The 25,400-nt window shown below is 62.8% G+C and carries 24 protein-coding genes and 1 pseudogene; 13 read left to right on the forward strand and 12 right to left on the reverse strand.

Features of this window, described 5'->3' with window-relative positions:
- Positions 1-120: 120 nt before the first annotated feature.
- Entirely contained in the window at positions 121-1,725 is a 1,605-nt protein-coding gene (locus X750_RS156700; protein WP_031242710.1) for an ABC transporter substrate-binding protein, read from the reverse strand.
- A gap of 363 nt (positions 1,726-2,088) precedes the next feature.
- On the opposite strand from X750_RS156700, the gene X750_RS156695 reads away from it, so the two are divergent.
- On the forward strand, positions 2,089-3,279 hold the full coding sequence (locus tag X750_RS156695; protein ID WP_023747006.1) for a Xaa-Pro peptidase family protein: 1,191 nt from the start codon (positions 2,089-2,091) through the stop codon (positions 3,277-3,279).
- A 170-nt stretch (positions 3,280-3,449) separates the two neighbouring features.
- On the opposite strand, the gene X750_RS156690 is transcribed toward X750_RS156695, so the two are convergent.
- The 3 genes from X750_RS156690 to X750_RS156680 are packed head-to-tail and all read right to left on the reverse strand — an operon-like array spanning position 3,450 to position 5,932.
- The gene (locus tag X750_RS156690; RefSeq protein ID WP_023669853.1) at positions 3,450-3,866 is read right to left on the reverse strand and encodes a cupin domain-containing protein; all 417 of its coding nucleotides are present in this window, start codon (positions 3,864-3,866) and stop codon (positions 3,450-3,452) included.
- A 4-nt stretch (positions 3,867-3,870) separates the two neighbouring features.
- On the reverse strand, positions 3,871-4,725 hold the full coding sequence (locus X750_RS156685; protein ID WP_023747007.1) for a phosphoenolpyruvate hydrolase family protein: 855 nt from the start codon (positions 4,723-4,725) through the stop codon (positions 3,871-3,873).
- Between the two features lie 13 nt (positions 4,726-4,738).
- Positions 4,739-5,932 (reverse strand): Tm-1-like ATP-binding domain-containing protein, encoded by a 1,194-nt coding sequence (locus X750_RS156680; RefSeq protein ID WP_023747008.1) that lies wholly within the window; start codon positions 5,930-5,932, stop codon positions 4,739-4,741.
- A gap of 111 nt (positions 5,933-6,043) precedes the next feature.
- On the opposite strand from X750_RS156680, the gene X750_RS156675 reads away from it, so the two are divergent.
- From X750_RS156675 to X750_RS156650, 7 genes and pseudogenes are all read left to right on the forward strand, one after another.
- Entirely contained in the window at positions 6,044-6,727 is a 684-nt protein-coding gene (locus tag X750_RS156675) for a TetR/AcrR family transcriptional regulator (RefSeq protein ID WP_023704248.1), read from the forward strand.
- A gap of 358 nt (positions 6,728-7,085) precedes the next feature.
- Positions 7,086-8,478, forward strand: a pseudogene (locus X750_RS01000000162745) (extracellular solute-binding protein).
- 68 nt (positions 8,479-8,546) lie between these two features.
- The gene (locus tag X750_RS156670; protein ID WP_023682997.1) at positions 8,547-9,452 is read left to right on the forward strand and encodes a sugar ABC transporter permease; all 906 of its coding nucleotides are present in this window, start codon (positions 8,547-8,549) and stop codon (positions 9,450-9,452) included.
- Between the two features lies 1 nt (position 9,453).
- Positions 9,454-10,413 carry a carbohydrate ABC transporter permease gene (locus tag X750_RS156665; protein WP_023682998.1) on the forward strand — a complete coding sequence of 320 codons (960 nt, stop codon included), beginning with the start codon at positions 9,454-9,456 and terminating at the stop codon, positions 10,411-10,413.
- Positions 10,410-10,631, forward strand: coding sequence for a hypothetical protein (locus X750_RS156660; protein WP_023704247.1), 222 nt, complete (start codon positions 10,410-10,412; stop codon positions 10,629-10,631). Before X750_RS156665 ends, X750_RS156660 begins: the two co-directional genes overlap by 4 nt.
- Positions 10,628-11,731: an ABC transporter ATP-binding protein gene (locus tag X750_RS156655; protein ID WP_023747009.1), complete on the forward strand. Its 1,104-nt coding sequence runs from the start codon at positions 10,628-10,630 to the stop codon at positions 11,729-11,731. Before X750_RS156660 ends, X750_RS156655 begins: the two co-directional genes overlap by 4 nt.
- Positions 11,731-12,816 carry an ABC transporter ATP-binding protein gene (locus X750_RS156650; protein WP_023669844.1) on the forward strand — a complete coding sequence of 362 codons (1,086 nt, stop codon included), beginning with the start codon at positions 11,731-11,733 and terminating at the stop codon, positions 12,814-12,816. Before X750_RS156655 ends, X750_RS156650 begins: the two co-directional genes overlap by 1 nt.
- 38 nt (positions 12,817-12,854) lie before the next feature.
- On the opposite strand, the gene X750_RS156645 is transcribed toward X750_RS156650, so the two are convergent.
- The gene (locus X750_RS156645; RefSeq protein ID WP_023692022.1) at positions 12,855-13,433 is read right to left on the reverse strand and encodes a TetR/AcrR family transcriptional regulator; all 579 of its coding nucleotides are present in this window, start codon (positions 13,431-13,433) and stop codon (positions 12,855-12,857) included.
- A 94-nt stretch (positions 13,434-13,527) separates the two neighbouring features.
- Here X750_RS156645 and X750_RS156640 point away from each other — a divergent pair, with 94 nt between their 5' ends.
- Positions 13,528-14,436, forward strand: a complete 909-nt coding sequence (locus tag X750_RS156640; RefSeq protein WP_023747010.1) for an SDR family oxidoreductase — start codon at positions 13,528-13,530, stop codon at positions 14,434-14,436.
- Positions 14,437-14,438: 2 nt separating this feature from the next.
- Here the strand turns inward: X750_RS156640 and X750_RS156635 are convergent, their stop codons facing one another.
- Positions 14,439-14,786, reverse strand: coding sequence for a GFA family protein (locus X750_RS156635; protein WP_023747011.1), 348 nt, complete (start codon positions 14,784-14,786; stop codon positions 14,439-14,441).
- Positions 14,787-14,902: 116 nt separating this feature from the next.
- On the opposite strand from X750_RS156635, the gene X750_RS156630 reads away from it, so the two are divergent.
- Positions 14,903-16,198: an amidase gene (locus tag X750_RS156630; RefSeq protein WP_023747012.1), complete on the forward strand. Its 1,296-nt coding sequence runs from the start codon at positions 14,903-14,905 to the stop codon at positions 16,196-16,198.
- Positions 16,199-16,220: 22 nt separating this feature from the next.
- On the opposite strand, the gene X750_RS156625 is transcribed toward X750_RS156630, so the two are convergent.
- The 5 genes from X750_RS156625 to X750_RS156605 form a co-directional block, all read right to left on the reverse strand.
- Positions 16,221-16,598 (reverse strand): hypothetical protein, encoded by a 378-nt coding sequence (locus X750_RS156625; RefSeq protein ID WP_023692018.1) that lies wholly within the window; start codon positions 16,596-16,598, stop codon positions 16,221-16,223.
- Between the two features lie 3 nt (positions 16,599-16,601).
- On the reverse strand, positions 16,602-17,582 hold the full coding sequence (locus tag X750_RS156620) for an NAD(P)-dependent oxidoreductase (protein WP_023686626.1): 981 nt from the start codon (positions 17,580-17,582) through the stop codon (positions 16,602-16,604).
- Between the two features lie 79 nt (positions 17,583-17,661).
- Positions 17,662-18,378, reverse strand: coding sequence for a FadR/GntR family transcriptional regulator (locus X750_RS156615; protein WP_023683008.1), 717 nt, complete (start codon positions 18,376-18,378; stop codon positions 17,662-17,664).
- 2 nt (positions 18,379-18,380) lie between these two features.
- Positions 18,381-19,550 carry a mandelate racemase/muconate lactonizing enzyme family protein gene (locus X750_RS156610; protein ID WP_023747013.1) on the reverse strand — a complete coding sequence of 390 codons (1,170 nt, stop codon included), beginning with the start codon at positions 19,548-19,550 and terminating at the stop codon, positions 18,381-18,383.
- A 9-nt stretch (positions 19,551-19,559) separates the two neighbouring features.
- A complete protein-coding gene (locus X750_RS156605; protein ID WP_023692016.1) occupies positions 19,560-20,447 on the reverse strand; it encodes a sugar phosphate isomerase/epimerase in 888 nt (295 codons plus the stop codon).
- A gap of 399 nt (positions 20,448-20,846) precedes the next feature.
- Between X750_RS156605 and X750_RS156600 the strand changes: the two genes are divergently transcribed.
- The 3 genes from X750_RS156600 (at position 20,847) to X750_RS156590 (ending at position 24,085) form a co-directional block, all read left to right on the forward strand.
- The gene (locus X750_RS156600; protein WP_023747014.1) at positions 20,847-21,902 is read left to right on the forward strand and encodes a sugar phosphate isomerase/epimerase; all 1,056 of its coding nucleotides are present in this window, start codon (positions 20,847-20,849) and stop codon (positions 21,900-21,902) included.
- A gap of 18 nt (positions 21,903-21,920) precedes the next feature.
- Positions 21,921-23,108: a Gfo/Idh/MocA family oxidoreductase gene (locus X750_RS156595; protein ID WP_023747015.1), complete on the forward strand. Its 1,188-nt coding sequence runs from the start codon at positions 21,921-21,923 to the stop codon at positions 23,106-23,108.
- Between the two features lie 125 nt (positions 23,109-23,233).
- On the forward strand, positions 23,234-24,085 hold the full coding sequence (locus X750_RS156590) for a sugar phosphate isomerase/epimerase (protein WP_023683013.1): 852 nt from the start codon (positions 23,234-23,236) through the stop codon (positions 24,083-24,085).
- 287 nt (positions 24,086-24,372) lie between these two features.
- Here the strand turns inward: X750_RS156590 and X750_RS156585 are convergent, their stop codons facing one another.
- On the reverse strand, positions 24,373-25,389 hold the full coding sequence (locus X750_RS156585; RefSeq protein ID WP_023686620.1) for a zinc-binding alcohol dehydrogenase family protein: 1,017 nt from the start codon (positions 25,387-25,389) through the stop codon (positions 24,373-24,375).
- Between the last annotated feature and the right edge of the window lie 11 nt (positions 25,390-25,400).

Here is a 25,400-nt window from a genome sequence, read left to right on the forward strand (position 1 = left end):
TGCTGATCTCCCCCCTTGAGGGGGAGATGTCCGGCAGGACAGAGGGGGGTGTGACGAAACGCGGCCCTACGCCATGCCTTCACACCAATTTCTTTGCGAACTTTCATCCGCGCAAATGTGTCACGATTCCAGATACGTGTCCGCCCAGTTCGAAACCGCCCAGCGCGGGTTGTTGGCGATGTTCCCCACCGTCTCGCGCGCGACGCTGATGAAGCTCCATTCGGCGACGTTGATCAGCGGCAGGTCCGCCGCGACCTGTTTCTGGAATTCCTTGTAGAGGTCGGTGCGCGCTGACGTATCCAGCGTCTCCGAAGCCTTGGCGATCAGCGCGTCGAGCGCGGCGTTCTTGTAGCCGCCCTGGTTGGAGAACGGCACGCCGTCGGGAATGCCGCTCTGCACCAGGATGGTGGTCGAGATCGCCGGGTCGCCGCGGAACACCGGCGGGCCGACGGCGAGGTCGAAGGCGTGGTCGGTGTAGACGGCCTTGATGTGCGCGGCCGAGTCGTTGTTGACGATCACGGCGTCGATGCCGATTGCCGCCAGCGCCTGGCGCAGATAGTCGCCGAACTGCTTGGTCTCGTTGAAATAGGGTGCCGGCAGGAGTTTCAGCGCAAAACGCTTGCCGTCATCGGCGCGCTTGTACCCCGCGTCGTCGAGCAAGGCGTTGGCCTTGGCGACGTCGAATGGATAGATCGGCACGTCGGCAGTGTAGAATTGCGGATCGTTCTTCGGCACCGGGCCGGTGGCGGTGGCGGCATAGCCGAGGAACACCGTCTTGACGACGAAGTCCTTGTCGATGGCATGCGCGATCGCCTGGCGGACCTTCACGTCGGCCAGTTCCTTGCGGCGATGGTTGATCTCGACGACGAGCTGATAGGTCAGCCCCTCATAGCCCTTGGAGATCACCTTCAGGCCCGGCACCTTGGAGATGCGGTCGAGGTCGGCCAGGGGCACGGCGGAGAAGGCGGCGAGCTGGATCTCTTCGGCCTCGAGCGCCGCTGCAGCCGACGTGCGGTCGGGTAGCACCTGGTAGATGATCTCGTCGAGATACGGCTCGTCCTTGGCCCAGTAATCCGCATTCCTGGTCAGCTTGTAATACTGGCCGGCCTTGTATTCGCCGAACTTGAACGGCCCGGTGCCGATGGGTGCATTGTTGGCCGGGTTGTCCTCGATCTTGCCGACCTCGTAGATGTGCTTCGGCACCACGCTTGACAGCGCCGGCAGCGCGTTGCGGATCAGCTGGAACGGCGTTGGCTTGGCGAATTTGAAGACGGCGGTCAGATCGTCAGGGGTGTCGACGCTGGCCAGATCCTTGAACACGGTGCGGCCGAGATTCTGCAGCGGCTTCCATATCTGCAGCGCCGAGAAGGCGACGTCGGCCGAGGTGAACGGCTTGCCGTCATGCCATTTGACGCCATCGCGCAGTTTGAAGGTTACCGAGAGCCCGTCGGCAGCACCTTCCCAGGAGAGCGCAAGGCGGGGTTCCAGTCCGTCCTTGCCTTCGAACGAGGCTTCGGCCAGCGTTTCGACGATCTTGCTGGAGATGAAGAAGACGCCGTTGGAGGCGACGATGGCGGGATTGAGGTTGCGCGGCTCGGAATCGGCGGCAAGCACGAGGCGGCCGCCCTTCTTCGGCGTCTGCGCCCAACTGAATGTGGGCATGGCGGTGGAGGCCAGCAGTAAAACTGAGCCGCCTAGCAGCGTGCGTCTGGAAATATCCGACATGATCAACCTCCGTCCTCTCCGCGACCAGATGGGCGCACCCCTCGAAGCTGGCGGCACCCGCCAGCATCCTCGCGGCGATTATGGCCCTTGCCAAGGGTTTCGCCAGAGACGGAATTGGCGCATCTTTGCTTGGCTTTGAAATTTTCGTCCTCTGGACCAGTTTTAGAGGTGGCCCTTTCATTCTGGTATTCTGGTAGGACCAGATTGCCTGAGCGTGCAGCAATGACGAGTGGTGACAGCCTGCCGAAGCAATCTAACCTGTTTCTGGCTGGACCAGAGTTAACGAAATGGTGCAGATTTGATCGAAGCCAAGGGATTGGACGCAGTACGGCCGGCGATCCCACTGATATCAGGGAGAGAAAGATGAACATTGCCCCGGGCAAGAGCGCCGTCAGCAATATCCCGTTCGACCAGGCGAGGGTCGACCGGCTGATGGAAGAGGCCGGTATCGATGTTCTGCTCGCGACGTCCAAGCACAACACGCAGTATCTGCTCGGCGGCTACAAGTTCATCTTCTTTGCCGCCATGGATGCGATCGGCCATAGCCGTTACCTGCCTATCGTCCTCTATGAAAAGGGCGGGCCCGGTCATGCCGCCTACATCGGCAACCGCATGGAAGGCGCCGAGCACCAGAACAGCCCGTTCTGGACGCCGACGCTGCATGCCGCCTGCTGGGGCACGCTCGATGCTGCCAATCTTGCGGTCGAGCACATCAGCAAGATCGGCAACGCAGGCGCCCGCATCGGCATCGAGCCGGCCTTCCTGCCGTCGGACGCTTATGCGCTGATCCGCAGGGCGTTACCGGATGCCAGGCTGATCGACGCGACCGGCATGCTGGAGAGCATGCGCGCCATCAAGACGGACGCCGAGCTGGAAAAGCTGCGTATTGCCTCCGAGCTGATCACGGATTCCATGCTGGCGACCATCCAGTGGGCGCATGAAGGCACGACCAAGGCCGAGATGATCGAGCAGCTCAGGCGCGAGGAAACCAATCGCGGCGCGCATTTCGAATACTGCCTGCTGACGCTGGGTGCCAGCCACAACCGCGCGGCGTCACCGCAGGCGTGGAACAAGGGCGAGGTGCTGTCGATCGATTCCGGCGGCAATTATCACGGCTATATCGGCGACCTCTGCCGCATGGGCATTCTCGGCGAACCGGATGCCGAGCTGGAAGATCTCCTGGCCGAGGTCGAGACTGTCCAGCAGGCGGCGTTCTCGAAGGTGAGGGCGGGCACCATCGGCGGCGACATGATTTCGCATGCCGAGGGTGTGCTGAAGGCCTCCAAGGTCGCGCCCTACACGGATTTCTTCGCCCACGGCATGGGGCTGATCACGCATGAGGCTCCGTTCCTGATGACCAACCATCCGGTGACCTATGAAGGCACCTATGCCGCCAAGCCGCTGGAGACAAACATGGTGCTGTCGGTGGAGACGACCATGCTTCACCCGACGCGGGGGTTCATCAAGCTGGAGGATACGCTGGCGGTGACGGATGCGGGATATGTGATGTTTGGGGATCGGGCGCGGGGGTGGAATAGAGGTGGGATAGCCTAGCTCGGCGCTACCCCCTCACCCGGATTGCCATCCGAATTGCGAAGGGCAATTCGGGGCTATCCGACCTCTCCCCGAGGGGAGAGGAGTTTGCGCCGGCGCTGGCTTCTGCCTCTTCTCCCCTCGGGGAGAAGGTGGCCGCGAAGCGGCCGGATGAAGGGGGCCTTTCGCGATTACTTCCCCGCCGGGATCAGCCTGAAATCCGGCAGCTCCCGCAGCACCAGTTCGGGTCCAGCCGGCGAATAGACAACGAAGAGCTGCATCGGCCCATCGCCCGTGTTCAGCGTCGAATGGAAACGGCTTTCCGGCACATAGATGGTGCAGCCGGGGCCGACCTTGGCGACGACCGGATTGCCCTCCTCGTCCTCGACCATCTGCTCGCCATTGCCCGAGATGACGAAGATGATTTCTTCCGCGCCGGGGTGGTTGTGGCGGGTGTGGCCCTTGCCTGAGGGCAGGTCGACGACGCCGCCGGAAAAGCGCTCAGCGCCATTCACTTCAGGCGCGACCGTCAGCGACAGCTTGCCCCAGTCAAAGCCGAAGGCGCTCACGTCCTTCGGGTATACGAATACCTTGCTCTTGTCGGTCATGATCTCATCCCTTCTTTTTCTTCTGGTCGTGCAGCGTGACGGCCTTGAAATCCGCCGTCTGCCTGGCGATCGCGGCTTCAGCCGGCAGCCGTTCCATCGAACTCGCGCCATAAAAGCCATGCAGGCCCTTGCAGCGGTCGAGAATGTATCTCGCGTCGTCCGGCATCGAGATCGGCCCGCCATGGCAAAGCAGGATGACATCCTTGCGCACCGAGCGCGCCGCGTTGGCGATGACGTCGATCTCGACCACGCAGTCGTCGAGCGACTTGGCCGACGTGGCTCCGATCGAGCCGCCGGTTGTCACCCCCATATGGGCAACGACGATGTCGGCGCCGGCTTTTGTCATGGCGCGCGCCTCGTCGGGGTTGAAGACATAGGGCGTGGTCAGAAGATCGAGCTTGTGCGCCTCGGCGATCATGTCGACCTCCAGCCCGAAGCCCATGCCGGTTTCCTCAAAACTCTGGCGCATGCTGCCATCGAACAGGCCGATGGTCGGGAAATTCTGCACGCCTGAAAAGCCCATCGTCTTCAGCTCGGCAAGCAGCAGCGGCATGATGACGAAGGGATCGGTGCCGTTGACGCCGGCCAGCACCGGCGTCTTTTTGACCACCGGCAGCACCTCATAGGCCATTTCCTTGACGATCTCGTTGGCGTTGCCATAGGCGAGCAGGCCCGCAGCCGAGCCGCGCCCGGCCATGCGATAGCGGCCGGAATTGTAGATGATGATGAGGTCGATGCCGCCGGCTTCCTCGGCCTTGGCCGACAAGCCGGTGCCGGCGCCGCCCCCAACGATGGGCACGCCGTCGGCGATCATCGCCTTGAACTTCTTCAATATGTCCTTGCGCGGTATTGCGGGCATTTGTTGGCTCTCACTATCTGGCGATGTCGAGGAAGGCCGCGGTTGCGGCTTTGGCAAATTCCGGATCGTTGATGTGCAACGGCAGGCGTGAGACCCGGCGCGCGGCGTTCGGCTTGATGGTGCGCTCGACGGCATCGAACAGCACGGCGTCGGCTTCGGGGTCGAAGAAGGCGCCGCCCTCGATGTCGAGTGCCGAGACGCCTTTTTCGGGGATCAGGAAATGCACAGGGCCCTCGCAGCGAGCGAGCCTGGTGCCGATCCACTCGCCTATACCGCGGCATTCATCCACCGTGGTGCGCATCAGTGTGACGTTGGGATTGTGCTCGTAGAACAGCCGGCCCCTAAACTTCTCGGGAATGGTCGGCGGCGCCCAGAAATTGACCATGTCCAGCGCGCCGACCGAGCCTACATAGGGCAGCTTGGTGCGGGCGATGGCGCCGAAGCGGTCCTCCGTCGCAGGCAGCACGCCGCCGAGCAGCAGGTCGCAGACTTCCGTCGTGGTGATGTCGATGACGCCGGCGAGCAGGCCCGAGTCCGCGAGCTTCTCCATCGAGCGGCCGCCGGTGCCGGTGGCGTGGAAAACCATGCAGTCATAGTTGGCGCGCAACTGATCCGCGATGGCGGTCACGCAAGGCGTGGTGACGCCGAACATGGTGAGCCCGAGTGCCGGCTTGCCGGTGGCAGTCGGCGCCGGCTTTGCGGCCATGCCGGCGATCGCTTGCGCCGCGTTGTGCAGCACCGTGCGGGAGAGCCGGTTCAGTCCCGCCATATCGGTGACCGATGGCATCATGATGATGTCGGAGACGTCGACATAGGGCGCGGTGTCGCCGGAGGCGAGCGTCGAGACCATGATCTTGGGCAGCCCAAGCGGCAGCGCGCGCATGCCGGCAGTGATGATCGACGTGCCGCCGCCGCCCCCAATGCCGATCACGCCTGATATGTCGTCGCGCGACTGAATGAAACCGGTGAAGGCGGCGCCCATGCCGGCCACTGCCGTGCCGCGATCATCGATGCCGAGCACGCCACTGGCTCCACCCGGATGATGCGCCGCGACCTCGCTGGCCGGGATATCGACCGGCACCGTGGCACCGCGCGTTCCGATGTCGACGCGGGCAACCGAACTGCCGGTGGCGGCAATAGCATCGGCCAGGAAGGCAAGTTCCTCGCCCTTGGTGTCGGCTGTGCCCACCACGTAGATGCGCTTCATCGCGTTTCTCCCGTCACCGGCCGACCGGCGCCGGGCCGCCTGTCGCCCTTTGCCGGCCCTTCGGTGGGCAAAGGTCATTGCAATTTTTTGAGACGCGCGTATCGTATTGACATGGAAGTCTCACGTCAACAAGCCGCTGGGAACGACGACGCCAACGAGGCTGCCGAACGCGGCCCACGGGCCCGCACAAAACGGCTGATGCTGAAGACGGCGACGCGGCTGATGCAGGCGGGCGTCACCCCGTCGGTCAGCGAAGTCGCGGAGGCGGCGCAAGTGTCGCGCGCCACCGCCTATCGCTATTTCCCCAGCCAGGCAGCCCTGGTGCAGGCGGTGGTTGACGAGGGGCTTGGGCCGATCCTGACCTGGCAATCGACGTCCACCGATGCCGGGCGGCGCGTTGCCGAATTGTTCGATACCGCCATGCCGCGCATCGAAGCTTTCGAGGCAACTTTCAAGGCAGCGCTGAAACTGTCGCTCGACCAATGGGCGCAGCGGCAGGCGGGCACGCTGGGCGGCGAGCCGCAATTCACGCGCGGACATCGCGTCCAGCTGCTGAAGGATGCCATCGCACCGCTCAAGGGCCGGCTGCCGCCGCGCGAGTTCAAGCGCCTGGCGCAGGCGCTGTCGATGATGTTCGGCGTCGAAGTGCTGATCGTGCTGAAGGATATATGGGGGCTCGATAGCCGCGGCATGCGGTCGGTCGCGCAATGGGCGGCGGGCGCCCTTGTGCGCGCCGCGGTGGCGGAATCAACGGCTGAAATCGATGCGGCCCCGACAGCGGCATTGGCGAAATAGCGCCAATCTGGTTCGACCAGATTTGGATGCCCACTATTGATGTTAACCGGGATGGCAGTGCCGAAACAAGGCTCTCCTATATCAACGAGTAGGAAAATTCAGGGAAAACAGTCGGATACATGAAGAATCCGGTTATACAAGGTCCGGTGGTGGTCCAAGAAAGAGCTTGACGGCTATCTAAAATTGGTAATACCAGATCAGGACAGAAAAGCGGATCGAAAGTGAGAGCTGCGATCCAGTTTCCGGCAAAGCGAGGAGGCTTGGAACCGGAAAGGTGCGATCTCGGGAGGAACTACCAGGCCGGCTTCACCGCCGGCTAGCATGACAAGGTAGAATGCGCACAAGGGAGGAAATCATTATGCGCAAGACAATGACCAGCCTGCTTGCTGGTATCGGCTTAGTACTTGCCTGCGGAACGTCCGTCTACGCGCAGGACAAGGAGCTCACCATCTTTTGGGCGGAATGGGATCCGGCCAATTATCTGCAGGAACTCGGCAACGAGTACGAGAAGGAAACCGGCGTCAAGATCACGGTGGAAACCACGCCCTGGTCCGACTTCCAGACCAAGGCTTTCACCGAGTTCAACGCCCATGGCGACGCCTATGATATGGTCGTCGGCGACTCGCAATGGCTCGGCGCCGGCTCGACCGGCGGCCACTATGTCGACCTGACCGACTTCTTCAACAAGCACAAGCTTGGCGAAGTGATGGCGCCGGCAACGGTGAAATATTACGCCGAGTATCCGGGCGGCAGCAGCAAGTACTGGGCGATCCCGCTCGAAGGCGACGCTGTCGGCTGGTCCTATCGCAAGGACTGGTTCGAGGACCCGAAGGAAAAGGAAGCCTTCAAGGCCAAATACGGCTACGATCTCGACGTGCCGAAGGATTTCAAGGCGCTGCGCGACATCGCGGAGTTCTTCTATCGGCCGGATCAGAAGCGATACGGCATCGCCATCTACACCGACAATTCCTATGACGCGATGGCGATGGGCTTCGAAAACGCGCTGTTCTCCTTCGGCGGCGAACTGGGTGACTACAAGACCTACAAGGTCGACGGTTTCATCAACTCCGACAAGGCAATCGCCGCACTCGACGCCTACAAGGAACTCTACACGTTCACGCCTCCGGGCTGGGCCAAGTCGTTCTTCGTCGAGGACAACCAGGCGATCACCGAAAACCTGGCCGCGATGAGCATGAACTACTTCGCGTTCTTCCCCTCGCTGATCAACGAGGCGTCGAACCCGAACGCCAAGAACACCGGCTTCTTCGCCAATCCTCCAGGCCCGAACGGCGATCAGTTCGCCGCACTCGGCGGTCAGGGCATCTCCATCGTCTCCTACTCCAAGAAGCAGGAAGAGGCGACGAAGTTCCTTGAATGGTTCATCAAGGACGAGACCCAGAAGAAGTGGGCGGCGCTCGGCGGCTACACCTGCAGCGCCGCCGTGCTCAAGTCGGAGGAATTCCAGAACGCCACGCCGTACAACAAGGCCTTCTACGAGACCATGTTCAAGGTGAAGGACTTCTGGGCGGTGCCGGAATATGCCGAGCTGCTGCAGCAGCTCAACCAGCGCGTCTATCCCTACATGATCGGCGGCGAAGGCNGCGGTGCCGGAATATGCCGAGCTGCTGCAGCAGCTCAACCAGCGCGTCTATCCCTACATGATCGGCGGCGAAGGCACCGCCAAGGAAACGCTGGACGCGCTCGCAGGCGACTGGAACGCGACGTTCAAGAAATACGGCCGCGGCCAATAAGCAGCTTTTCTCGCGGAGGAGGCATCCGTGCCTCCTCCGTTCTTTTTTTCCGAAACGGGAGCAGGGTCTTGGCGACCACGATGATCACCACGCTGGACACTTCCTCGCGGGCCGCTGCACGCGGCTTGAGCGACATGTCGATCCGCAACCTCTTCATAATCCCGACGATCCTGTTCCTGATCGTCTTCAATATTTTCCCACTGATCTATTCGCTGGGCTATTCCTTCACCGATTTCCGCGCGTCGACCAACGCGCCGGCGAATTTCGTCGGGCTGCAGAATTATCGCGATCTGCTCAACGATCCCTATGTCTGGTCCAACTTCGCCATCACCGCGAAGTACGTCATCATCTCGGTCGCGGGTCAGCTGCTCGTCGGCTTCGGCGTGGCCATGCTGCTCAACCGGGATATTCCCCTCAAGGGTCTCATCACAACGCTGCTTCTGCTGCCGATGATGCTGTCGATGGCCGTCGTCGGTCTGTTCTGGAAACTGCTCTATGATCCGTCATGGGGGGTCATCAACTATGCGCTTGGCCTCGGCAATTTCGAGTGGCTGGCCGATCCCAAGATGGCGCTCTATGCGGTTGCGCTGACCGACATCTGGATGTGGTCGCCCTTTGTCATGCTGTTGTCGCTGGCCGGCCTTTCAGCGGTGCCGAAGCATCTCTACGAAGCAGCGGCGATCGACCGCGCCGGACCGTTCTACACCTTCTTCCGCATCACGCTGCCGCTGGTCGCGCCGATCCTGATGATCGCGGTCATCTTCCGCACCATGGAAGCGTTCAAGACCTTCGACCTCGCCTATATCCTGACCAGCCAGCCGACGGCCGAGCTGATCTCTATCCGGCTGTACAAGATGGCGTTCCAGGAATGGCAGACCGGGCGCTCCTGCGCGCTCGCCTACATCGTGCTGATCATGGTGCTGGCCATCACCAACATCTACGTCAAGTACCTCAACAAGGTGAAGGAGCGCTGAGATGGCCGCCGTCCGCACTTCTTCCGAAATCGGCTTCAATCGCGTCGCCATCGTCGCCGTCCTTTTGGTGACGATCATCTTCCTGGCGCCGATCTACTGGATCGCCTCGACGGCGTTCAAGCCGCGCAACCTTGCCACGACCATCCCGCCCACGGTGGTGTTCCAGCCGGAGATTTCGCCCTTCGTCAAGCTGTTCACCAAGCGCTCGCAAATGCGCAACCCGCCGTCGCCGGAAGAGTATGCGGCGGCACCCTGGTGGGAACGTGTCGTCTTCGATGGCGGTGAAAAGATCGTGCGCGACGGCAAGGGCCAGGTGCAATGGTCGGGCTATCCGAGCCGCTTCATGAACTCGCTGATCATTGCCATCACCTCGACGGTGCTGGCTGTCGGCATGGGTACCTTCACCGCCTACGGCTTCTCGCGCTTCAAGGTGAAGGGGGAGGCGGATCTGCTCTTCTTCATCCTGTCGACGCGCATGCTGCCGCCGGTGGTGGTCGCGATCCCGATGTTCCTGATGTACCGGGCCGTCGGCCTCAACGATTCCCATATCGGGCTGATCATCCTTTATACCGCCTTCAACCTGTCCTTTTCGGTGTGGCTGATGAAGGGGTTCATGGACGAGATCCCGAAGGAGTATGAAGAGGCAGCGCTGGTCGACGGCTACACCCGCATGGAAGCCTTCTTCAAGATCGTGCTGCCGGAGGCCGCCACCGGCATCGCCGCGACCGCGGTTTTCTGCTTCATCACGGCGTGGAACGAGTATGCTTTCGCGCTGATCATGACCAACCGCCGCGCCCAGACGGCGCCGCCCTTCATCCCCAGCCAGGTCGGCGCCGGCCTGCCCGACTGGACGGTGATCGCCGCCGGAACCTTCCTGTTCCTGCTGCCGGTCGCAATCTTCACCTTCCTGCTCCGCAACCATTTGCTGCGCGGCATGTCCTTCGGAGCGATCCGCAAATGAGCTTTCGAGCCATCAACCAGAAATATCTCGAACCGGGGTCTCAGGTGCTGATGGTCCTCGGCATCATCGCGCTTTGCCAGCCGTGGAACCTGCTGCTGCACAGCTATGGCGTGACCATCACCCTGATCGGCCTGATCGGCTTCAACATCACCTCGAAGATCGCGCCGGCGGAGAAGGCCGGTACCGGCCAGGTGCGCAATCCGGGAGCAGAGCATTGACCCAGATTGAGCTTCGCGGCGTCCAGAAATTCTTCGGTGCGGTCCAGGTCATCAAGGACCTCAACCTCAAGATCGACGACAACGAGTTCATCGTGCTGCTCGGTCAGTCGGGTTGCGGCAAGACGACGACATTGAGGGCGGTTGCCGGGCTGGAGACGATCGACGGCGGTGACATCCTCATCGACGGCAAGCCGGTGCAACACCTCAAGGCCGCCGACCGCGACATCGCCATGGTGTTCCAATCGTTCTCGCTCTACCCGCATATGAGCGTCTATGAGAACATTGCTTTTCCCTTGCGCGCGACGCGCAAGAGCAAGGCCGAGATCGATAGCGAGGTGCGCTCGGTCGCCAAGACGCTGCAGATCACGGAACTGCTGGCCAAGAAGCCGTCGGCGCTGTCGGGCGGCGACATGCAGCGTGTGGCCATCGGCCGGGCTCTGGTGCGGCGGCCGAAGGCGATGCTGATGGACGAGCCGATCGGCGCCCTCGACGCCAAGCTGCGCGAAGAGATGCGGGCCGAGATCAAGCGGCTGCACATCAAACAGGGCTCGACCACCATCTATGTCACGCACGACCAGATCGAGGCGATGAGCCTCGCCGACCGCATCGTGATCATGCATGAGGGCGTGCTGCAGCAGGTCGGTTCGCCCGACGAGGTCTATTCGCATCCGGCCAATCTGTTCGTGGCGCAGTTCGTCGGCAGCCCGGTGATGAACGTCGCCGACGCGGCGATCGCCGAGACCGCTTCGGCGGCCTCGGTCACCCTCGGTGGCGCTGCCGCCGGCTTCGAATTCCCGCGCGCGCTTTTGTCCAAGCTCAACGGCCATGCCGGCGGCCAGCTGGCGCTCGGCATCCGGCCGGAAGGCGTGCTGGTGCGCCATGAAGCGGCGGAGGGTTTCGTGCCGGTCGAGACACAGATCGTCGAGCCGCTCGGCTCGTTCGACATTGTCGATCTCAAGGTCGGCTCCAAGATGCTGCGCGCGCGCACCAAGAGCGGCTTCGTCGGCGGCCCGGGCGAAAAGGTTTTCGCCAGGATCGATCCGACGCAGGCACATTTCTTCGACACGGCAAGCGGCAAGTCGCTTGAGGTGAGGCTCTGATGGCTCATATCCAGCTCAAGAATATTTCCAAGAGCTTCGGCAACCACACCGCACTGACCGGGCTCGATCTCGAGATCGCCGATGGCGAGTTCTTCGTGCTGCTCGGCGAGACCGGCGCCGGCAAGACGACGACGCTGCGCATGATCGCGGGTCTGGAAAAGCCGACCGAGGGTCAGGTGTTCATCGACGGCGTCGACGTCGCCGACTGGGGTGCGGCCGAGCGCGACGTGGCGCTGGTGCTTCAGCAATATTCGCTCTATCCGCGCTATACGGTCCGCGAAAATCTCGAATTCCCGCTGAAGCCGAAGATACGTCGGCTGCCGGATGCCGAGATCAAGGACCGTGTTGCACGAGCGGCCAAGACACTGCGGATCGAGCATCTGCTCGACCGCAAGACCGACCGCCTTTCAGGCGGCGAAATGCAGCGCGTCTCTATCGGGCGCGCCATCGTGCGCAAGCCGCGCGTGTTCCTGATGGACGAACCGCTGTCGGCGCTCGACGCCAAACTGCGCGAGGCGCTGCGCACGGAACTGAAGAACCTGCAGATCCAGCTTGGCGCCACCTTCCTGTTCGTCACCCACGACCAGATCGAGGCGATGTCGATGGGCGACAAGGTGGGCGTGCTCAACCATGGCCGCATCATCCAGACCGGCACGCCGCACGAGATCTATAACAATCCGCGCGATACCTATGTGGCGAGCTTCGTCGGCTCGCCGCCGATGAACCTGATCGATGGCAAGCTGGTCAACGGCCGCGCGGTGATGGCGCCGCTGAATTTCGAACTGCCTTTCTCTGGGGGTGCCAAGGCGGGCGGTGCGACCGACGGTCGCCCGCTCGTCTTCGGTATTCGACCTGAGGATGTGTATCTTGAAAGCGGTGCGCCGGTCGAGGCACGCGTCCACGATGTCGAGAACCATGGCGTGGAAAAGATCCTGACTCTGCGGGTCGGCGACACGACGCTACGCGCCACGGTGCCGGCCAGAACCGATGTCCAGATCGAGCAGCCGGTGCGCTTTGCCTGGAACCAGGACAAGGTGGTGCTGTTCGACAAGGGCAGCGGCGTGAGCTTGCGGCACGCCAGCTAATTTAGACTACATCCACTCCCAGCTTGCGCAGCGGCCCATCACGGTTTTCGGGCCGCTGTTTTGGTGATGGCTGCAACGAAGCACTTGAGGCTTTCCTCGACATAGGTGGCCACCTCGATCGTCGGGTCAAAACTCCACCACAGCAGTGAGCCCTGCCAATGCGATGCCATCAGCAGGCCGATGTCGCGCGGGGTGTCGGGCGTTCCGGCCAAGCAAGCCGCAAGGGCCTCGCTCAGGAACGCTTTCCAGGCGGCGCCTCGCGCCCTGAGCACGGGGTCGCGCAGATCCTCGCGCAGGACGAGCAGGCCCTCGGCGTAGGCTTCGATGCCGCCGTAGCCCTGCGACAGCCCCACCAGCAATTCGATCGCGCCGGCCGGCGTTTTGGGAACGGTGGCTGCGAGTTCCCTCGTCTTGGCATCGAGGCCATCCCACGCTTGCAGCAAGGTGCGCTGCTTCAGCTGCGCCTTGTTGCCGAAACGCTGCACCAGTGTTGCGCCAGAGAGGCCGCACGCCTTTGCCAGCCGCTCGAAGGTGAGCGCCTCGGGTCCATGTTCGTGAATCAATCCCAACGCGGCTTCCAGCACCTGCTCGTCGGATTTGGTTTTTGGTCGCGTCACCTTGACATCTCAATATAACCGAATGATCATTTATATATAATGCGAGCGGCGTAAGCCAGATCGGTTTGGTCGATAGATTCGGTTGGAGACTACCATGACGTTGCAAGGAAAGGTCGCCCTGGTCGCCGGCGCCACGCGTGGTGCCGGGCGGGGGATCGCGGTTGAACTCGGCGCCGCCGGCGCCACCGTCTATGTCACCGGGCGCACCACACGCAGCCAGCAATCCGACTATGCCCGGCCCGAAACCATCGAGGAGACGGCGGAGCTGGTTTGTTCGCATGGCGGCAAGGGCATTGCCGTGCAAGTCGATCATATGGTGACTGATGATGTGCGCAGTCTGGTCGAGCGCATCCGGGCCGAACAGGGTCGGCTCGACATTCTGGTCAACGATATCTGGGGCGGCGAAAAGCTGTTCGAGTGGAATAAGCCGGTCTGGGACCACAATCTGGAAAACGGCCTGCGCCTGTTGCGGCTCGGCATCGACACGCATCTGATCACCGCGCATCAAGCGCTGCCGCTGATGATCGAGCGGCCGGGCGGGCTGCTGGTCGAGGTCACTGACGGCACCGCCGAGTACAATGCCGATCACTATCGGCTGTCGCCGTTCTACGATCTCGCCAAGGTCGCGGTGAACCGCATGGCATGGGCACACGCCAAAGATCTTGCTGCGCATGGCGCCACCTCGGTGTCGCTGACGCCCGGCTGGCTGCGTTCCGAAATGATGCTGGAGGCGTTTGGCGTCACCGAAGACAATTGGCGCGACGCCACCGCCAACGTGCCGCATTTCGTCATTTCCGAAACGCCGCGCTTTGTCGGCCGCGCGGTCGCGTCGCTTGCGGCGGATCCGGATCGTGCGCGCTGGAACGGCCAGTCGCTGTCCAGCGGTGGGTTGGCGCAGATTTATGGTTTTACCGATCTCGACGGCTCACGCCCGGACGCCTGGCGCTATGTTCCGGAGGTACAGGACGCCGGCAAACCTGCCGATGCCGCGGGTTACCGGTAAGCTTAGACCGAGCGGCCATCGAAGTCGAAAATCGACAGACCGGCAGCATCGATATCCGCAACGCAGTTAAGGTTGACGTAGGCGCTGCGTTCGTTGCCCTGACTGACATCCTCGGCGAAGGGATGGATGCCGCAGGTCCGGCAGAAGCGATGCGCCAATACGTGATTGTTGAACGTATAGGTGCCGAGATCATCGCCCCATGCGAGCACCTTCAGGCTGTCATGCGGGATGGCGCATAACAGCACGCCCTTGCGCCTGCACATCGAACAATTGCACCGCACGGCGCCGGTCAGTTCGGCTTTGAATTCGAACGCTACCTTGCCGCAGTGGCAGCTGCCTTTGTATAGCATCAGTCCCTTCCTATCGCTGGCAGGTGCAAAGGCACGCTGTCCGGGCTATTCCTTCCGCTGACCTAGCGGCCCATATGCCTTAAAGACGCTCCACCTTGACGGAATCCGACATCGACATGCAATCAATCCGCGATCGTCTCGAGATCATCCTGTCACGTCTTGCCAGTTGCGCGGCAGGCGAGAAGGTGTTCACCAAACTCTATGCCGAGGCGGCGCGCGCAGCGGCCGAGGCCACCGATGCGCGCAAGAAGGCCGGCGTATCGCTCGGGCCGCTCGACGGCACCATCGTGTCGATCAAGGATCTGTTCGATGTCGCCGGCGAGCCGACCACGGCCGGGTCGCTGATGCTGAGGGACACCGCGCCCCGTCGGCACGACGCTGCGGTCGTCAGCCGTCTGCGCCAGGCCGGCGCCGTCATCATCGGCAAGACCAACATGACCGAATTCGCCTTCACCGCTATCGGCGACAACATGCACTACGGCACACCGGGCAATGCCGCCGACACCAGCCGCATTCCAGGCGGTTCGTCGTCGGGCGCCGCCGTGTCCGTTGGCGAGGGGACGAGCGACATTTCCATCGGCTCCGACACCGGCGGGTCGGTGCGCATCCCGGCATCGCTGAACGGCGTCGTCGGTTTCAAGCCGACGGCGCGGCGCGTGCCGCTGACTGGTGCCTATCCCCTTTCCGCGACGCTGGATTCGATCGGGCCGCTGGCGCTGAGTGTTGCTGCGTGTGCCCTGGCTGACGCCGCGATGACGGGCGAGCAGATGCCGCAACTGCACCTGCCGTTAGCGCTTGCCGGGCTTCGTGTCGGCATTCCGCGCGGCCTGCTTTTCGAAGACACGGAAACGGAGATTGCCGCCGCGTTCGATCGCAGCCTTGCCGGGATCGAGCAGGCAGGCGCGTGGCTCACGGACATTTCGATCGACGACCTCATTGCCGATCTGCGCCTGGCCACCAAACGCGGCTCGATCGCGGCAATGGAAGGTGCTGAAATCCATGCCGACTGGCTGGCGACGGGCGCATCGGTGCCGGTCGATCCCCATGTCAGCGGGCCGCTGTCGCGGGCGGCGGCCATACCGACGCCGGTTTATATCAGGGCAATGCGTCGTCGCGCGGCACTGTGCATAGCCATGGACGAGCGGTTGGGTTCGGTCGATGTGCTGGCTCTGCCGACCACGCCGGTGACAGCGCCGACTATCGTTTCGATGGCCGAGGATACGGCTCTGCGTGAACGCACCGAAGGTCTGCTGCTGCGCAATACCCAGGTCGCCAACCAGTTCGACCTCTGCGCGATCTCGCTGCCGATGCCCGGCATGACGCTGCCGGCCGGACTGATGCTGGTGGCGCGCAATGGCCACGACCACCATCTGCTGCGCATCGCGGCTGAAGTCGAGCGGCTGCTCCGATAGGCAGCGAGCCGTAGGTCGGCAGTCAACGTGCCGCGCAGCGCTTGCGCTCGCTTTTCTTGGAGGAGCGTTCGATTTTGGTAACGACCAGCATCGGCGGATCGTTCGGCTGGCCGCGATGCTGGATCGATCCTCGGACGACGAGTTTTCCAGCATAAAGCTTGTCGGAGAGGTCAGGTGCCGATCTGTCCAGCGGCGGCAATTCCGTAGTGTTGAGCTCCACGCCTTTAACGACATTGCCGGTGGTCAGATCCAGCGCATTGCCTGACGGGCAGGGCGCCATCATGCAGACGATCCCATTGCTGCAATAGACATAATCGCTGCTTTGTGCCGCCGCGAGCGAAGGTAAGGCCACGATCGACGACACTGCGAGAACCAGAGATGCGAAGCGAAAACCGGACATGGTTCACGCGTCCGCCGGGAACCGTCTGCGGTAATGCTCGACCACGTCGGGATTGCGCAGATTGACAGGCAGCCGGTTGGCCAGCACCAGCAAGGTCTCGCCGGCCGCGCCCACGCCCATGCGCATCATCGATTGCTCGGTAATCCCCGCCATATGCGGGGTGACGATAACATTGTCGAAACCGAAATAGGGATGGTTTGCCGGCAGCGGCTGCGTGGCAAAGACGTCGAGTGCGGCGCCGCCGATCCGGTCTTGGCGCAAGGCCTCGATCAGCGCCTCGTCGTCGATCACCGGTCCGCGCGAAATGTTGATCAAAAGCGCGTCCGGCTTCATGCGGGCAATGCGTTCGCGGCTGATCAGGCCGCGCGTTTCCGGCGTCAGCGGGCAGCAGAGCACGATGATGTCGCTCTGTTCGATCAGCGCATCGATCGACAGGAAGCCGATCCTGTCGGGTGCCGGCTGCATGCTGCGGGTCGTCGCCACGACGTCGAGGCCGAAGCCGTGCGCGGCGATATGGGCGACCGCCTGACCGATGGCGCCGAAGCCGATGATGCCGATGGTCTTGCCGGCAAGCTCGCTGGCATGGCTGGCGTGGTCGCGGCCGGCATTCCAGCCCTTGGCGCGCAAGTCGCGGTCGACCGAACGGAAGCGCCGAAGCAGGGCAAGGGCCGCGAACATCACATATTCAGCGACCGAACGCGCATTGACCGCCGGCACGTTGGCGACCAGCACGCCGGCCGCGGCCGCGGCCTCCATGGGCACCATGTCGAGCCCGGCACCGTGGCGGACCGCTGCTCTGAGTTTCGTGGCGTTTTCGAACAGCGACGGCGGCAGCGGTGCGCGAACGATGATGACGTCGGCATGCTTCGCCTCGGCGGTCAGCGTTGCCGCATCGAGCGCTGAGGCGACGACGAGTTCACCGGCGCCCGCCAGCATTGCGGAGGCACGCGGATGCAGCGTGTGCGTCGACAGGATTCTGGGCATGGGGCTCTCGTGTTTGTCGCAAGCGAAAGCGCTGCGCGCTTTCCCGGGAAAACCGTTTCACACTTTTCCTGGAATTGCTCTAGGCTTTCTCAAATGCCAGGCTTTGCGCTTGCGCCTCGCGGCCCTCGATGATCCCCTTCCAGTAGCTTTCCGCGCCTTGCAGGTGGGCGCTCATCAGCGCCTGGGCGAGATTGCCGTCGCGACGCAGCAGCGCCTCGTAGATCTGGATATGCTCGGCATGCGAGCGCACTGAGCGCTCGGGATCGTTGAAGTAGATCGGCAGCCGCTGCTCGCCCATCAGGTAATAGACGCTGCAGATATTGTGGAAGACGCCGTTCTTGGTCGCCCGCACGATTTCGAGGTGGAATTCGCGGTCTTCCTTGGCGAGGCCTTCGCCGGCGGCGATGCACTCCTCCGAGGCTTTCAGGATCTCCCGCAGGCGTTCGAAATTCTCTTCGGTGGCACGCGAACAGGCAAGTTCGGCGGCCTTGATCTCGTGGATCTTGCGCAGTTCGACGGTCTCGTAGATCTGCACCGGATCGAGCGGCAGGCCCGCGCGGGCGAAAAGAGCCAAGGCTTCTACACTGGCCTGCCTGGTGTCGACATAGATGCCGGATTTGGCGCGGCGCTCGACGATGCGCATGGCCTCCAGAATGGCCAGCGCCTCGCGGATCTGGCCGCGGCTGACACCGAAATGCTCCGCCAGCTCGCGCTCCGAGGGCGTGCGGCCGCTCTCCTTGTCCGAATGGGCGAACAGATAGGCGGCGAGTTCGGCGAGAAGGTTCTTTTCTTTCATCGTCAACCGCGTTGCGCGTGCGCCTCCAGGAACCGCTCCGAAATGGTGAATCCCAGACCCGGCTTTTCAGGGATCGCTATCATACCGTCCCTTGCTTCGACAGTCTCTTCGATAAGATCGTGGATCATGGGGTTGGCGCCGAGCGAATATTCGACGGTAAAACTGGCAGGCGAGGCCGCACAAACATGCAGGCCGGCGAAGAAGCATGGCGCGCCGGCCCACAGATGCGGGGCAAAGCGCAGATTGAAGGCACTGGCGATGGTGCCGATCTTCATCGCCTCGCTGATACCGCCGCAAAAGGCCGGATCCGGCTGGAAGATGTCGGCGGATTTCAGCACCGCGAGATCGCGGAAGGCGTAGCGCGTCGCTTCGCTTTCGCCGGTGGCGATCGGGATCGAACCCGAGGCGCGCACCTCGGCCATACCAGCCTTGTCGTCGGCGATAACAGGCTCCTCGAACCAGGCGAGGTCGAGATCGCTGGCCAGGCTGATGAAGCGCTTGGCCTCGGCCACCGTATAGGTGCCGTGCGCGTCGACCATCAACTCGACGTCAGGACCGAGCGCCTGCCGTGCGGCGCGGACGCGGGCGGCGGAAATGTGCGGGGCGCCGTCCATGGCGCCGACGCGCATCTTCAGCGCCTTGAAGCCGCCTTTGGCGATGTAGGATTTGAGCTGCTCGCCGATAGCGTCGGCGGCAGCCCAGCCGCCGGAGGCGTAGGCCGGCATGCGGTCGAGCTTGCGGCCGCCGATGAGCCGCCACACCGGCTGTCCCAACGACTTGCCCAGAATATCCCAGAGCGCGATATCGACGGCGCTGATTGCCGCAATGCTCATGCCGCGCCGCGCCAGCTGCGGCATGGCATGGCCGGCGCGCGCGGCACTGTCATGGCGCACGCCGTTGTAGAGCAACTCCCAGATCATGCCGATGTCGGCGGGGTCGCGGCCGATCAGCTGCGGCCCGACCTCGTGATTCAGCATGTAGACCAGCGCACCATAGCTGCCGGCGCTGCCGGCGGCGTTCTTGCCCTCGCCCCAGCCGATCAGCCCGTCGTCAGTCTCAATGCGCAGGATGGCGGCGTCGAACGTCGTCACCTGGCCAAAGTCGCTGCGATGCTGCTTCGCGGCCTCAATCGGCACGCGGACCCACCACGCCTGGACCGTTTTGATGCGCATCCCGATCGGCTACTTGATCAGCGGCAGCAGCGTTTCGGCCGTGATGCGCATCTGGTCGGTGTAGAATTTCTCCGTCAGCACGCTGGAGCCGTGATCCTGGATGAACTTCAGCTGTTCGGGAGAAATGTCGACCGGATTGCGCTCGACCATGTCGGGATAGGGCGCGGCGGGTGTGCGGTCGACTGGCGCGACAAATTCGTTCGTCAGCGCGCCGTCATAGCCGACTTCCTTCAGCGTCTGCACGATCCGTGGCCAATCAATCTGGCCAAGGCCGGCGGCAAAGCGGTTGTTGTCGGCAACGTGGAAGTCGAACAGCCGTTTGCCGACCTGACGGATCGCGTCATGGACGTTAAATTCTTCCATATGGATGTGATAGGCGTCGAGGCAGACGCCGCATTCGGGGCTGACCGCATCGGCCAGGGCCAACGCCTGCGCGCCGCGGTTGAACAGATAGGTCTCGAAGCGGTTGAGCGGCTCGACCGCGATCTTGACGCCGACCTTCTTGGCATGGGTGAAGCATTCGCGGGTGGCGTCGACCACCCACTTCCATTCCTCTTCCTCGGTGCCGTCCGGTACCACTTTGCCGACGGTCGCGGGCACCAGCGTTATGATCTCGCCATCAAGTTCGCTGACCATGGTCAGCACGTCCTTGACGTACTGCACCGAGCGTTCGCGCTGGCCCTGGTCCCTGGCGGCAAGGTTGCGTTCGCCCAGCATCAGCGTCACCGACCCCCAGCAGCGGATGCCGTACTCTTTCAGCAGCGCGCGGGTCTCCTTGGTCTTGTATTGCTCGGGCTCGCCGGAAATCTCGATCGACTCGTAGCCGAATTTCTTGATGCGCTTCAGCGTCACCTCCAACGGTTCCGCGCGCATCCAGTTGTGCGTCGAAAGATGCATGGTCTATCCTTCCCAGAATTCGTCTGTGCCAGTTCGCCTGCGATGCGCCCCACAAGGCGCGTCGCGTGTTTCCTCCCCAAGGCGCTCCAGCGTTTTTGCGCAACTGGTTCGACCAATTGGGCCCTAATGGAGGTCTACAGCAATTTTTGTCGCGCGGCAAGAACCGCCGCCATGCGATACCGGCATCTGTGTACCGTATTGATTATGCTGGTATATATCGCCAAAAATGGAATGCCCTGGCAGCTTTGCGCGCGAGTCAAATGGCTTGACCCATTTTCGGTATTTGGTAATACCAGAATGCCGATACGAGAATGCACATCGCAAGAGACCAAAGAGGCTGGCCCTGCTTTCATCAGGCGCTATGCTTGGTCCTTGGAAAAATGAATTGGGAGGATGCCGATGCCGTCGACAATGAAGGGTCCGGGGCTGTTTCTGGCGCAGTTCGCGGGGGATACCGCGCCGTTCAATTCGCTGGGCTCGATCACCAAATGGGCGGCCGGTCTCGGTTACAAGGGCGTGCAGATCCCGACCTGGGATGCACGCCTGTTCGACCTCAAGAAGGCGGCATCTTCCAAGACCTATTGCGACGAGGTGAAAGGCATCTGCGCGGATGCCGGCGTCGAGATCACCGAACTGTCGACGCATCTTCAAGGGCAGCTGGTGGCGGTGCACCCGGCCTATGATGCCCAGTTCGACGGCTTTGCACCGCCTGCGGTGCACAACAACCCCAAGGCCAGGCAGAAATGGGCGGTCGAACAGATGGAGTTCGGCGCCAAGGCCTCGAAGAATCTTGGCCTGAAAACCTCGGTGACGTTTTCCGGCGCTCTGGCCTTCCCGTATCTCTATCCCTGGCCACAGCGGCCGGCCGGGCTGATCGAGGAGGCCTTTGCCGAACTCGGCAAGCGCTGGAAGCCGATCCTCGACGTCTATGACGAGAACGGCGTCGACGTCGGCTATGAGATCCATCCCGGCGAGGACATCTTCGACGGCGCCACCTTCGAAATGTTCCTCGATGCGGTTGGCGGCCACAAGCGCTGCAACATCAACTACGACCCATCGCATTTCCTTTTGCAGCAGCTCGACTATCTCGAATTCATCGACATCTATCACGAGCGGATCAAGGCCTTCCATGCCAAGGATGCCGAGTTCAATCCGACGGGGCGGCAAGGCGTCTATTCCGGCTATCAGAGCTGGACCAATCGCGCGGGGCGATTCCGCTCGCTTGGCGACGGGCAGGTCGATTTCGGCGGCATCTTCTCCAAGCTTACCCAGTATGGCTACGATTCCTGGGCGGTGCTGGAGTGGGAGTGTTGCCTCAAGCATCCGGAGGACGGCGCGGCCGAAGGCGCGCCCTTCATCCAGCACCACATTATCCGGGTGACGGAAAAGGCCTTTGATGATTTCGCCGGCGGCACCACCGACAAGAAGATGCTGCGCGCCATGATGGGTATTTGAGACAAGCAGGAGAAAGACATGGTCGGCGCATCGAAGTCGGAAGCGGGAGGCGGCCCGATCCGCTATGGCATGGTTGGCGGCGGCCAAGGCGCCTTCATCGGCGCGGTGCACCGGATCGCGGCGCGCATGGACAATGACTTCGTGCTGGTGGCCGGCGCCCTGTCGGCCAATCCCGAGCGCGCCAAGGCTTCCGCCGCCGAACTCGGTCTCGACCCGGCGCGCAGCTACGCCTCCTATGCCGAGATGGCCAAGGCCGAGGCCACGCGCCCGGACGGCATCGAAGCGGTGGCGATCGTCACCCCCAACAATGTGCACGTGCCGGCGGCCAAAGCGTTTCTCGAGGCCGGCATCCACGTCATCTGCGACAAGCCGCTGGCGACGACTTTGGCCGAGGCCAAGAAGCTCGCGGCCGTGGTTGAAAAGACCGGCAAGGTGTTCGTGCTGACGCACAATTACACTGCCTATCCGATGATCCGGCAGGCGCGCGAGATGGTGGCCAAGGGGCAGCTTGGCGACATCCGCATCGTTCAGTCCGAGTACCCGCAGGACTGGCTGACCGAGGATCTTGCCGCCACCGGCCAGAAGCAGGCGGCGTGGCGCTCCGACCCCAAGCAGGCGGGCGCGGGCGGCGCGCTCGGCGACATCGGCACGCATGCCTACAATCTGGCGCGCTTCGTCTCGGGTCTGGAGCTCGATTCCCTGTCGGCCGATCTCGACGCTTTCGTGCCGGGGCGGCTGCTCGACGACAATGTCAACGTCATGCTGCGCTTCAAGCCGGTCGGCAAGGTGCATCCGGCCAAGGGCATGATCTGGGCGAGCCAGGTGGCGCCGGGCCACGAGAACGGGCTGAAGCTGCGCATCTATGGCTCTAAAGGCGGGCTGGAATGGGTGCAGGCCGATCCGAACTATCTCTGGTACACGCCGTTCGGCCAGCCCAAGCAGCTGCTCACCCGCAACGGCGCCGGCGCGCTGCCGGTTGCGGGACGCGTCAGCCGCGTTCCGTCTGGCCATCCGGAAGGCTATCTCGAAGGCTTCGCCAACATCTACCAGGAGGCGGCGCGCGCGATCCGCGCGGCACGCAAGAAGGGCGGCAGACCGGGCAAGGACGTGGTGTTCCCGACCATCCAGGACGGCGTCGAAGGTATGGCGTTCATCGAGGCCTGCGTGAAGTCGTCGAAGAAGAACGGGGCGTGGACGAAACTTTAGGTAGCGCCGGCGCCAAGTCTCTTCTCCCTTCGGGGAGAAGGTGGCCGCTAAGCGGCCGAATGAGGGCGCATGGTGCGAGGTGCGAAAGAAACCAGCGCGCGCCGTCAAACGGGGAGGGGCTGTCGATGAAAATCGGCATGTGCATGTTTTTGTGGACGACTTCCGTGTCTAAGAAACACGAGCCGTTGCTGCGCGACATCAAGGCGACCGGCTTCGACGGCGTCGAGATACCGATCTTCTCAGGCACGCCAGAGGACTACAAGAACCTTGGCGATCTGCTCGACCGCATCGGGTTGGAGCGCACGGCTGTTACGGCGATGGGCGACCCGGCGATGAATCTGATTTCGCCGGATGCCGCGACCCGCAAGGCCGGCATCGGCTACATGAAATGGGCGATCGATTGCGCCCAGGCGCTCGGCGCGAGTACGCTGAGCGGGCCGCTGCATTCGACGCTCGGCGCCTTCTCCGGCAGCGGGCCGACCGCTGCCGAGAAGAAGCGCTCGATCGCCTCGCAGCGCGCCATTGGCGATCATGCCGGCAAGCGGAACGTTACCATCGGGTTGGAGGCGCTCAACCGTTTCGAGTGCTATCTGCTGAACACGATGGCCGATCTGTCCGAGCACGTCGATGCCATCGACCGGCCGCACATCAAGGCGATGTACGACACCTTCCACGCCAATATCGAGGAAGCCGACCCGATCGGCGCCTACATGAAGCACCGCAGGAATGTCGTGCACATCCACATTTCGGAGAACGATCGCGGCGTGCCGGGACGCGGGAACATTCCGTGGAAAGAGACTTTCGCGGCCATCCGCAAGAGCGGCTATGACGACTGGCTGACGATCGAGGCGTTTGGCAGGTCGCTGAAGGATCTGGCGGCGGCGACCAAGGTGTGGCGGGATTTTTCCGAGACGCCGGAGGCAGTTTATCGCGAGGGATACAGGCATATCAGGGATGGGTGGAAGCGGGCGGCTTAGCCGCTCACTTCCCTCATCCACGGGCGCAGCGGACGCGGAGACTCGAGGACCCATGCCGCGACTGTCGCGCGCCGCAGCGGTGCAGGTAGGAGATGCGAATGGACGCCTCTTTTGCACCGCTGGATTCTAGCGCAGACGTCACCGAATGAATCCTCGGGTCTGCGCCGCGTCGCTTCGCTCCTTGCTCCGCCCGTGGATGAGGAAGCGACGGGCCTTTTCGCAAATCGCCGAGGTATGCGATCTGCCTTAACTCGGCACTTATCGCTCCACCAAATTTTTCGGATGTCTTACCCCACCTCGATCACAGCCTTGATCAACCCCGATTTCTCATGCGCCCAGCGGGCGAGATCATCCGGCGTGCCGGCCAGCGTGGTGCGGTGGGTGACGAGTTTTGCCAGAGGCACGGCGCCGTTGCGGATCGAGGCGGCGACGTGGTCGAAATCGACTTTCAGCGCGTTGCGGCTGCCGATCAATGTCATTTCCCGCTTGTGGAATTCCGGGTCGGAAAAGACGATGTCGTCCTTGACGACACTGACCAGCACGAGCGTGCCACCATGCGCGACATGTGCGAAGGCCGACTGCACCGAGGCGGTGTTGCCGGTGGCGTCGAAGACGATGTCGAACCCTTCGCCGCCGGTTGCCTCGCGCACCAGTTCGGCTGCCGCTTTTTGTGAGCCGTCGAGCGTGGCGAAGCCGAGTTCGCCTTTTGCAAAATCCAGCCGCTCCGTGCTCATGTCGAGCAGGCTGACATCGAGCCCGGCGATGCGCGCAAACAGCGCTGCGCCAAGGCCGATCGGCCCGGCGCCGATGACCAGCGTGCGGGCGCCTGGTTCGGCGCGAGCGCGCCGCACGGCATGCGCGCCGATGGCGAGGAATTCCACCGCCGCCGCATCGGCCAGCGATAAGCCGTTTGCCGGATAAAGATTCCGTGCCGGCACCAGGATCTGCTCGGCCATGGCGCCGTCGCGATGCACGCCAAGCACTTCGATCCTGACGCAGCAATTCGGCTTGCCGTGTCGGCAGGCGATGCATTTTCCGCAAGCGAGATAGGGATTGATGATGACGGGCTCGCCCACGGCAAGGTCGACATCTTCGCCGGTCTCGACGACGGTGCCCGACACTTCGTGGCCCATGATGCGGGGATAGGCGAGGAACGGATGCTTGCCTTCGAAGATGTGGTAGTCGGTGCCGCAGATGCCGACATGGCTGACGGCGACCAGCGCCCAGCCGGCAGGCGGCGCTCCTGGCGCCGGCCGGTCTTCCAGGACAAGCTCGCCGGGCGAGCGGCAGACAACAGCTTTCATTCGGCAATTCC

It is taken from the genome of Mesorhizobium sp. LNJC391B00 (assembly GCF_000502535.1).
GTDB lineage: Bacteria > Pseudomonadota > Alphaproteobacteria > Rhizobiales > Rhizobiaceae > Mesorhizobium.

What these genes read in the sequence shown, in the direction of transcription:
- X750_RS156620 (WP_023686626.1), bottom strand. Translation starts at nt 17,582, where the DNA reads ATGCCCAGAATCCTGTCGACGCACACGCTGCATCCGCGTGCCTCCGCA.
- X750_RS156680 (WP_023747008.1), bottom strand. Translation starts at nt 5,932, where the DNA reads ATGAAGCGCATCTACGTGGTGGGCACAGCCGACACCAAGGGCGAGGAA.
- X750_RS156640 (WP_023747010.1), top strand. Translation starts at nt 13,528, where the DNA reads ATGACGTTGCAAGGAAAGGTCGCCCTGGTCGCCGGCGCCACGCGTGGT.
- X750_RS156650 (WP_023669844.1), top strand. Translation starts at nt 11,731, where the DNA reads ATGGCTCATATCCAGCTCAAGAATATTTCCAAGAGCTTCGGCAACCAC.
- X750_RS156635 (WP_023747011.1), bottom strand. Translation starts at nt 14,786, where the DNA reads ATGCTATACAAAGGCAGCTGCCACTGCGGCAAGGTAGCGTTCGAATTC.
- X750_RS156595 (WP_023747015.1), top strand. Translation starts at nt 21,921, where the DNA reads ATGGTCGGCGCATCGAAGTCGGAAGCGGGAGGCGGCCCGATCCGCTAT.
- X750_RS156590 (WP_023683013.1), top strand. Translation starts at nt 23,234, where the DNA reads ATGAAAATCGGCATGTGCATGTTTTTGTGGACGACTTCCGTGTCTAAG.
- X750_RS156630 (WP_023747012.1), top strand. Translation starts at nt 14,903, where the DNA reads ATGCAATCAATCCGCGATCGTCTCGAGATCATCCTGTCACGTCTTGCC.
- X750_RS156660 (WP_023704247.1), top strand. Translation starts at nt 10,410, where the DNA reads ATGAGCTTTCGAGCCATCAACCAGAAATATCTCGAACCGGGGTCTCAG.
- X750_RS156685 (WP_023747007.1), bottom strand. Translation starts at nt 4,725, where the DNA reads ATGCCCGCAATACCGCGCAAGGACATATTGAAGAAGTTCAAGGCGATG.
- X750_RS156695 (WP_023747006.1), top strand. Translation starts at nt 2,089, where the DNA reads ATGAACATTGCCCCGGGCAAGAGCGCCGTCAGCAATATCCCGTTCGAC.
- X750_RS156665 (WP_023682998.1), top strand. Translation starts at nt 9,454, where the DNA reads ATGGCCGCCGTCCGCACTTCTTCCGAAATCGGCTTCAATCGCGTCGCC.
- X750_RS156585 (WP_023686620.1), bottom strand. Translation starts at nt 25,389, where the DNA reads ATGAAAGCTGTTGTCTGCCGCTCGCCCGGCGAGCTTGTCCTGGAAGAC.
- X750_RS156605 (WP_023692016.1), bottom strand. Translation starts at nt 20,447, where the DNA reads ATGCATCTTTCGACGCACAACTGGATGCGCGCGGAACCGTTGGAGGTG.
- X750_RS156700 (WP_031242710.1), bottom strand. Translation starts at nt 1,725, where the DNA reads ATGTCGGATATTTCCAGACGCACGCTGCTAGGCGGCTCAGTTTTACTG.
- X750_RS156600 (WP_023747014.1), top strand. Translation starts at nt 20,847, where the DNA reads ATGCCGTCGACAATGAAGGGTCCGGGGCTGTTTCTGGCGCAGTTCGCG.
- X750_RS156625 (WP_023692018.1), bottom strand. Translation starts at nt 16,598, where the DNA reads ATGTCCGGTTTTCGCTTCGCATCTCTGGTTCTCGCAGTGTCGTCGATC.
- X750_RS156615 (WP_023683008.1), bottom strand. Translation starts at nt 18,378, where the DNA reads ATGAAAGAAAAGAACCTTCTCGCCGAACTCGCCGCCTATCTGTTCGCC.
- X750_RS156675 (WP_023704248.1), top strand. Translation starts at nt 6,044, where the DNA reads ATGGAAGTCTCACGTCAACAAGCCGCTGGGAACGACGACGCCAACGAG.
- X750_RS156610 (WP_023747013.1), bottom strand. Translation starts at nt 19,550, where the DNA reads ATGCGCATCAAAACGGTCCAGGCGTGGTGGGTCCGCGTGCCGATTGAG.
- X750_RS156690 (WP_023669853.1), bottom strand. Translation starts at nt 3,866, where the DNA reads ATGACCGACAAGAGCAAGGTATTCGTATACCCGAAGGACGTGAGCGCC.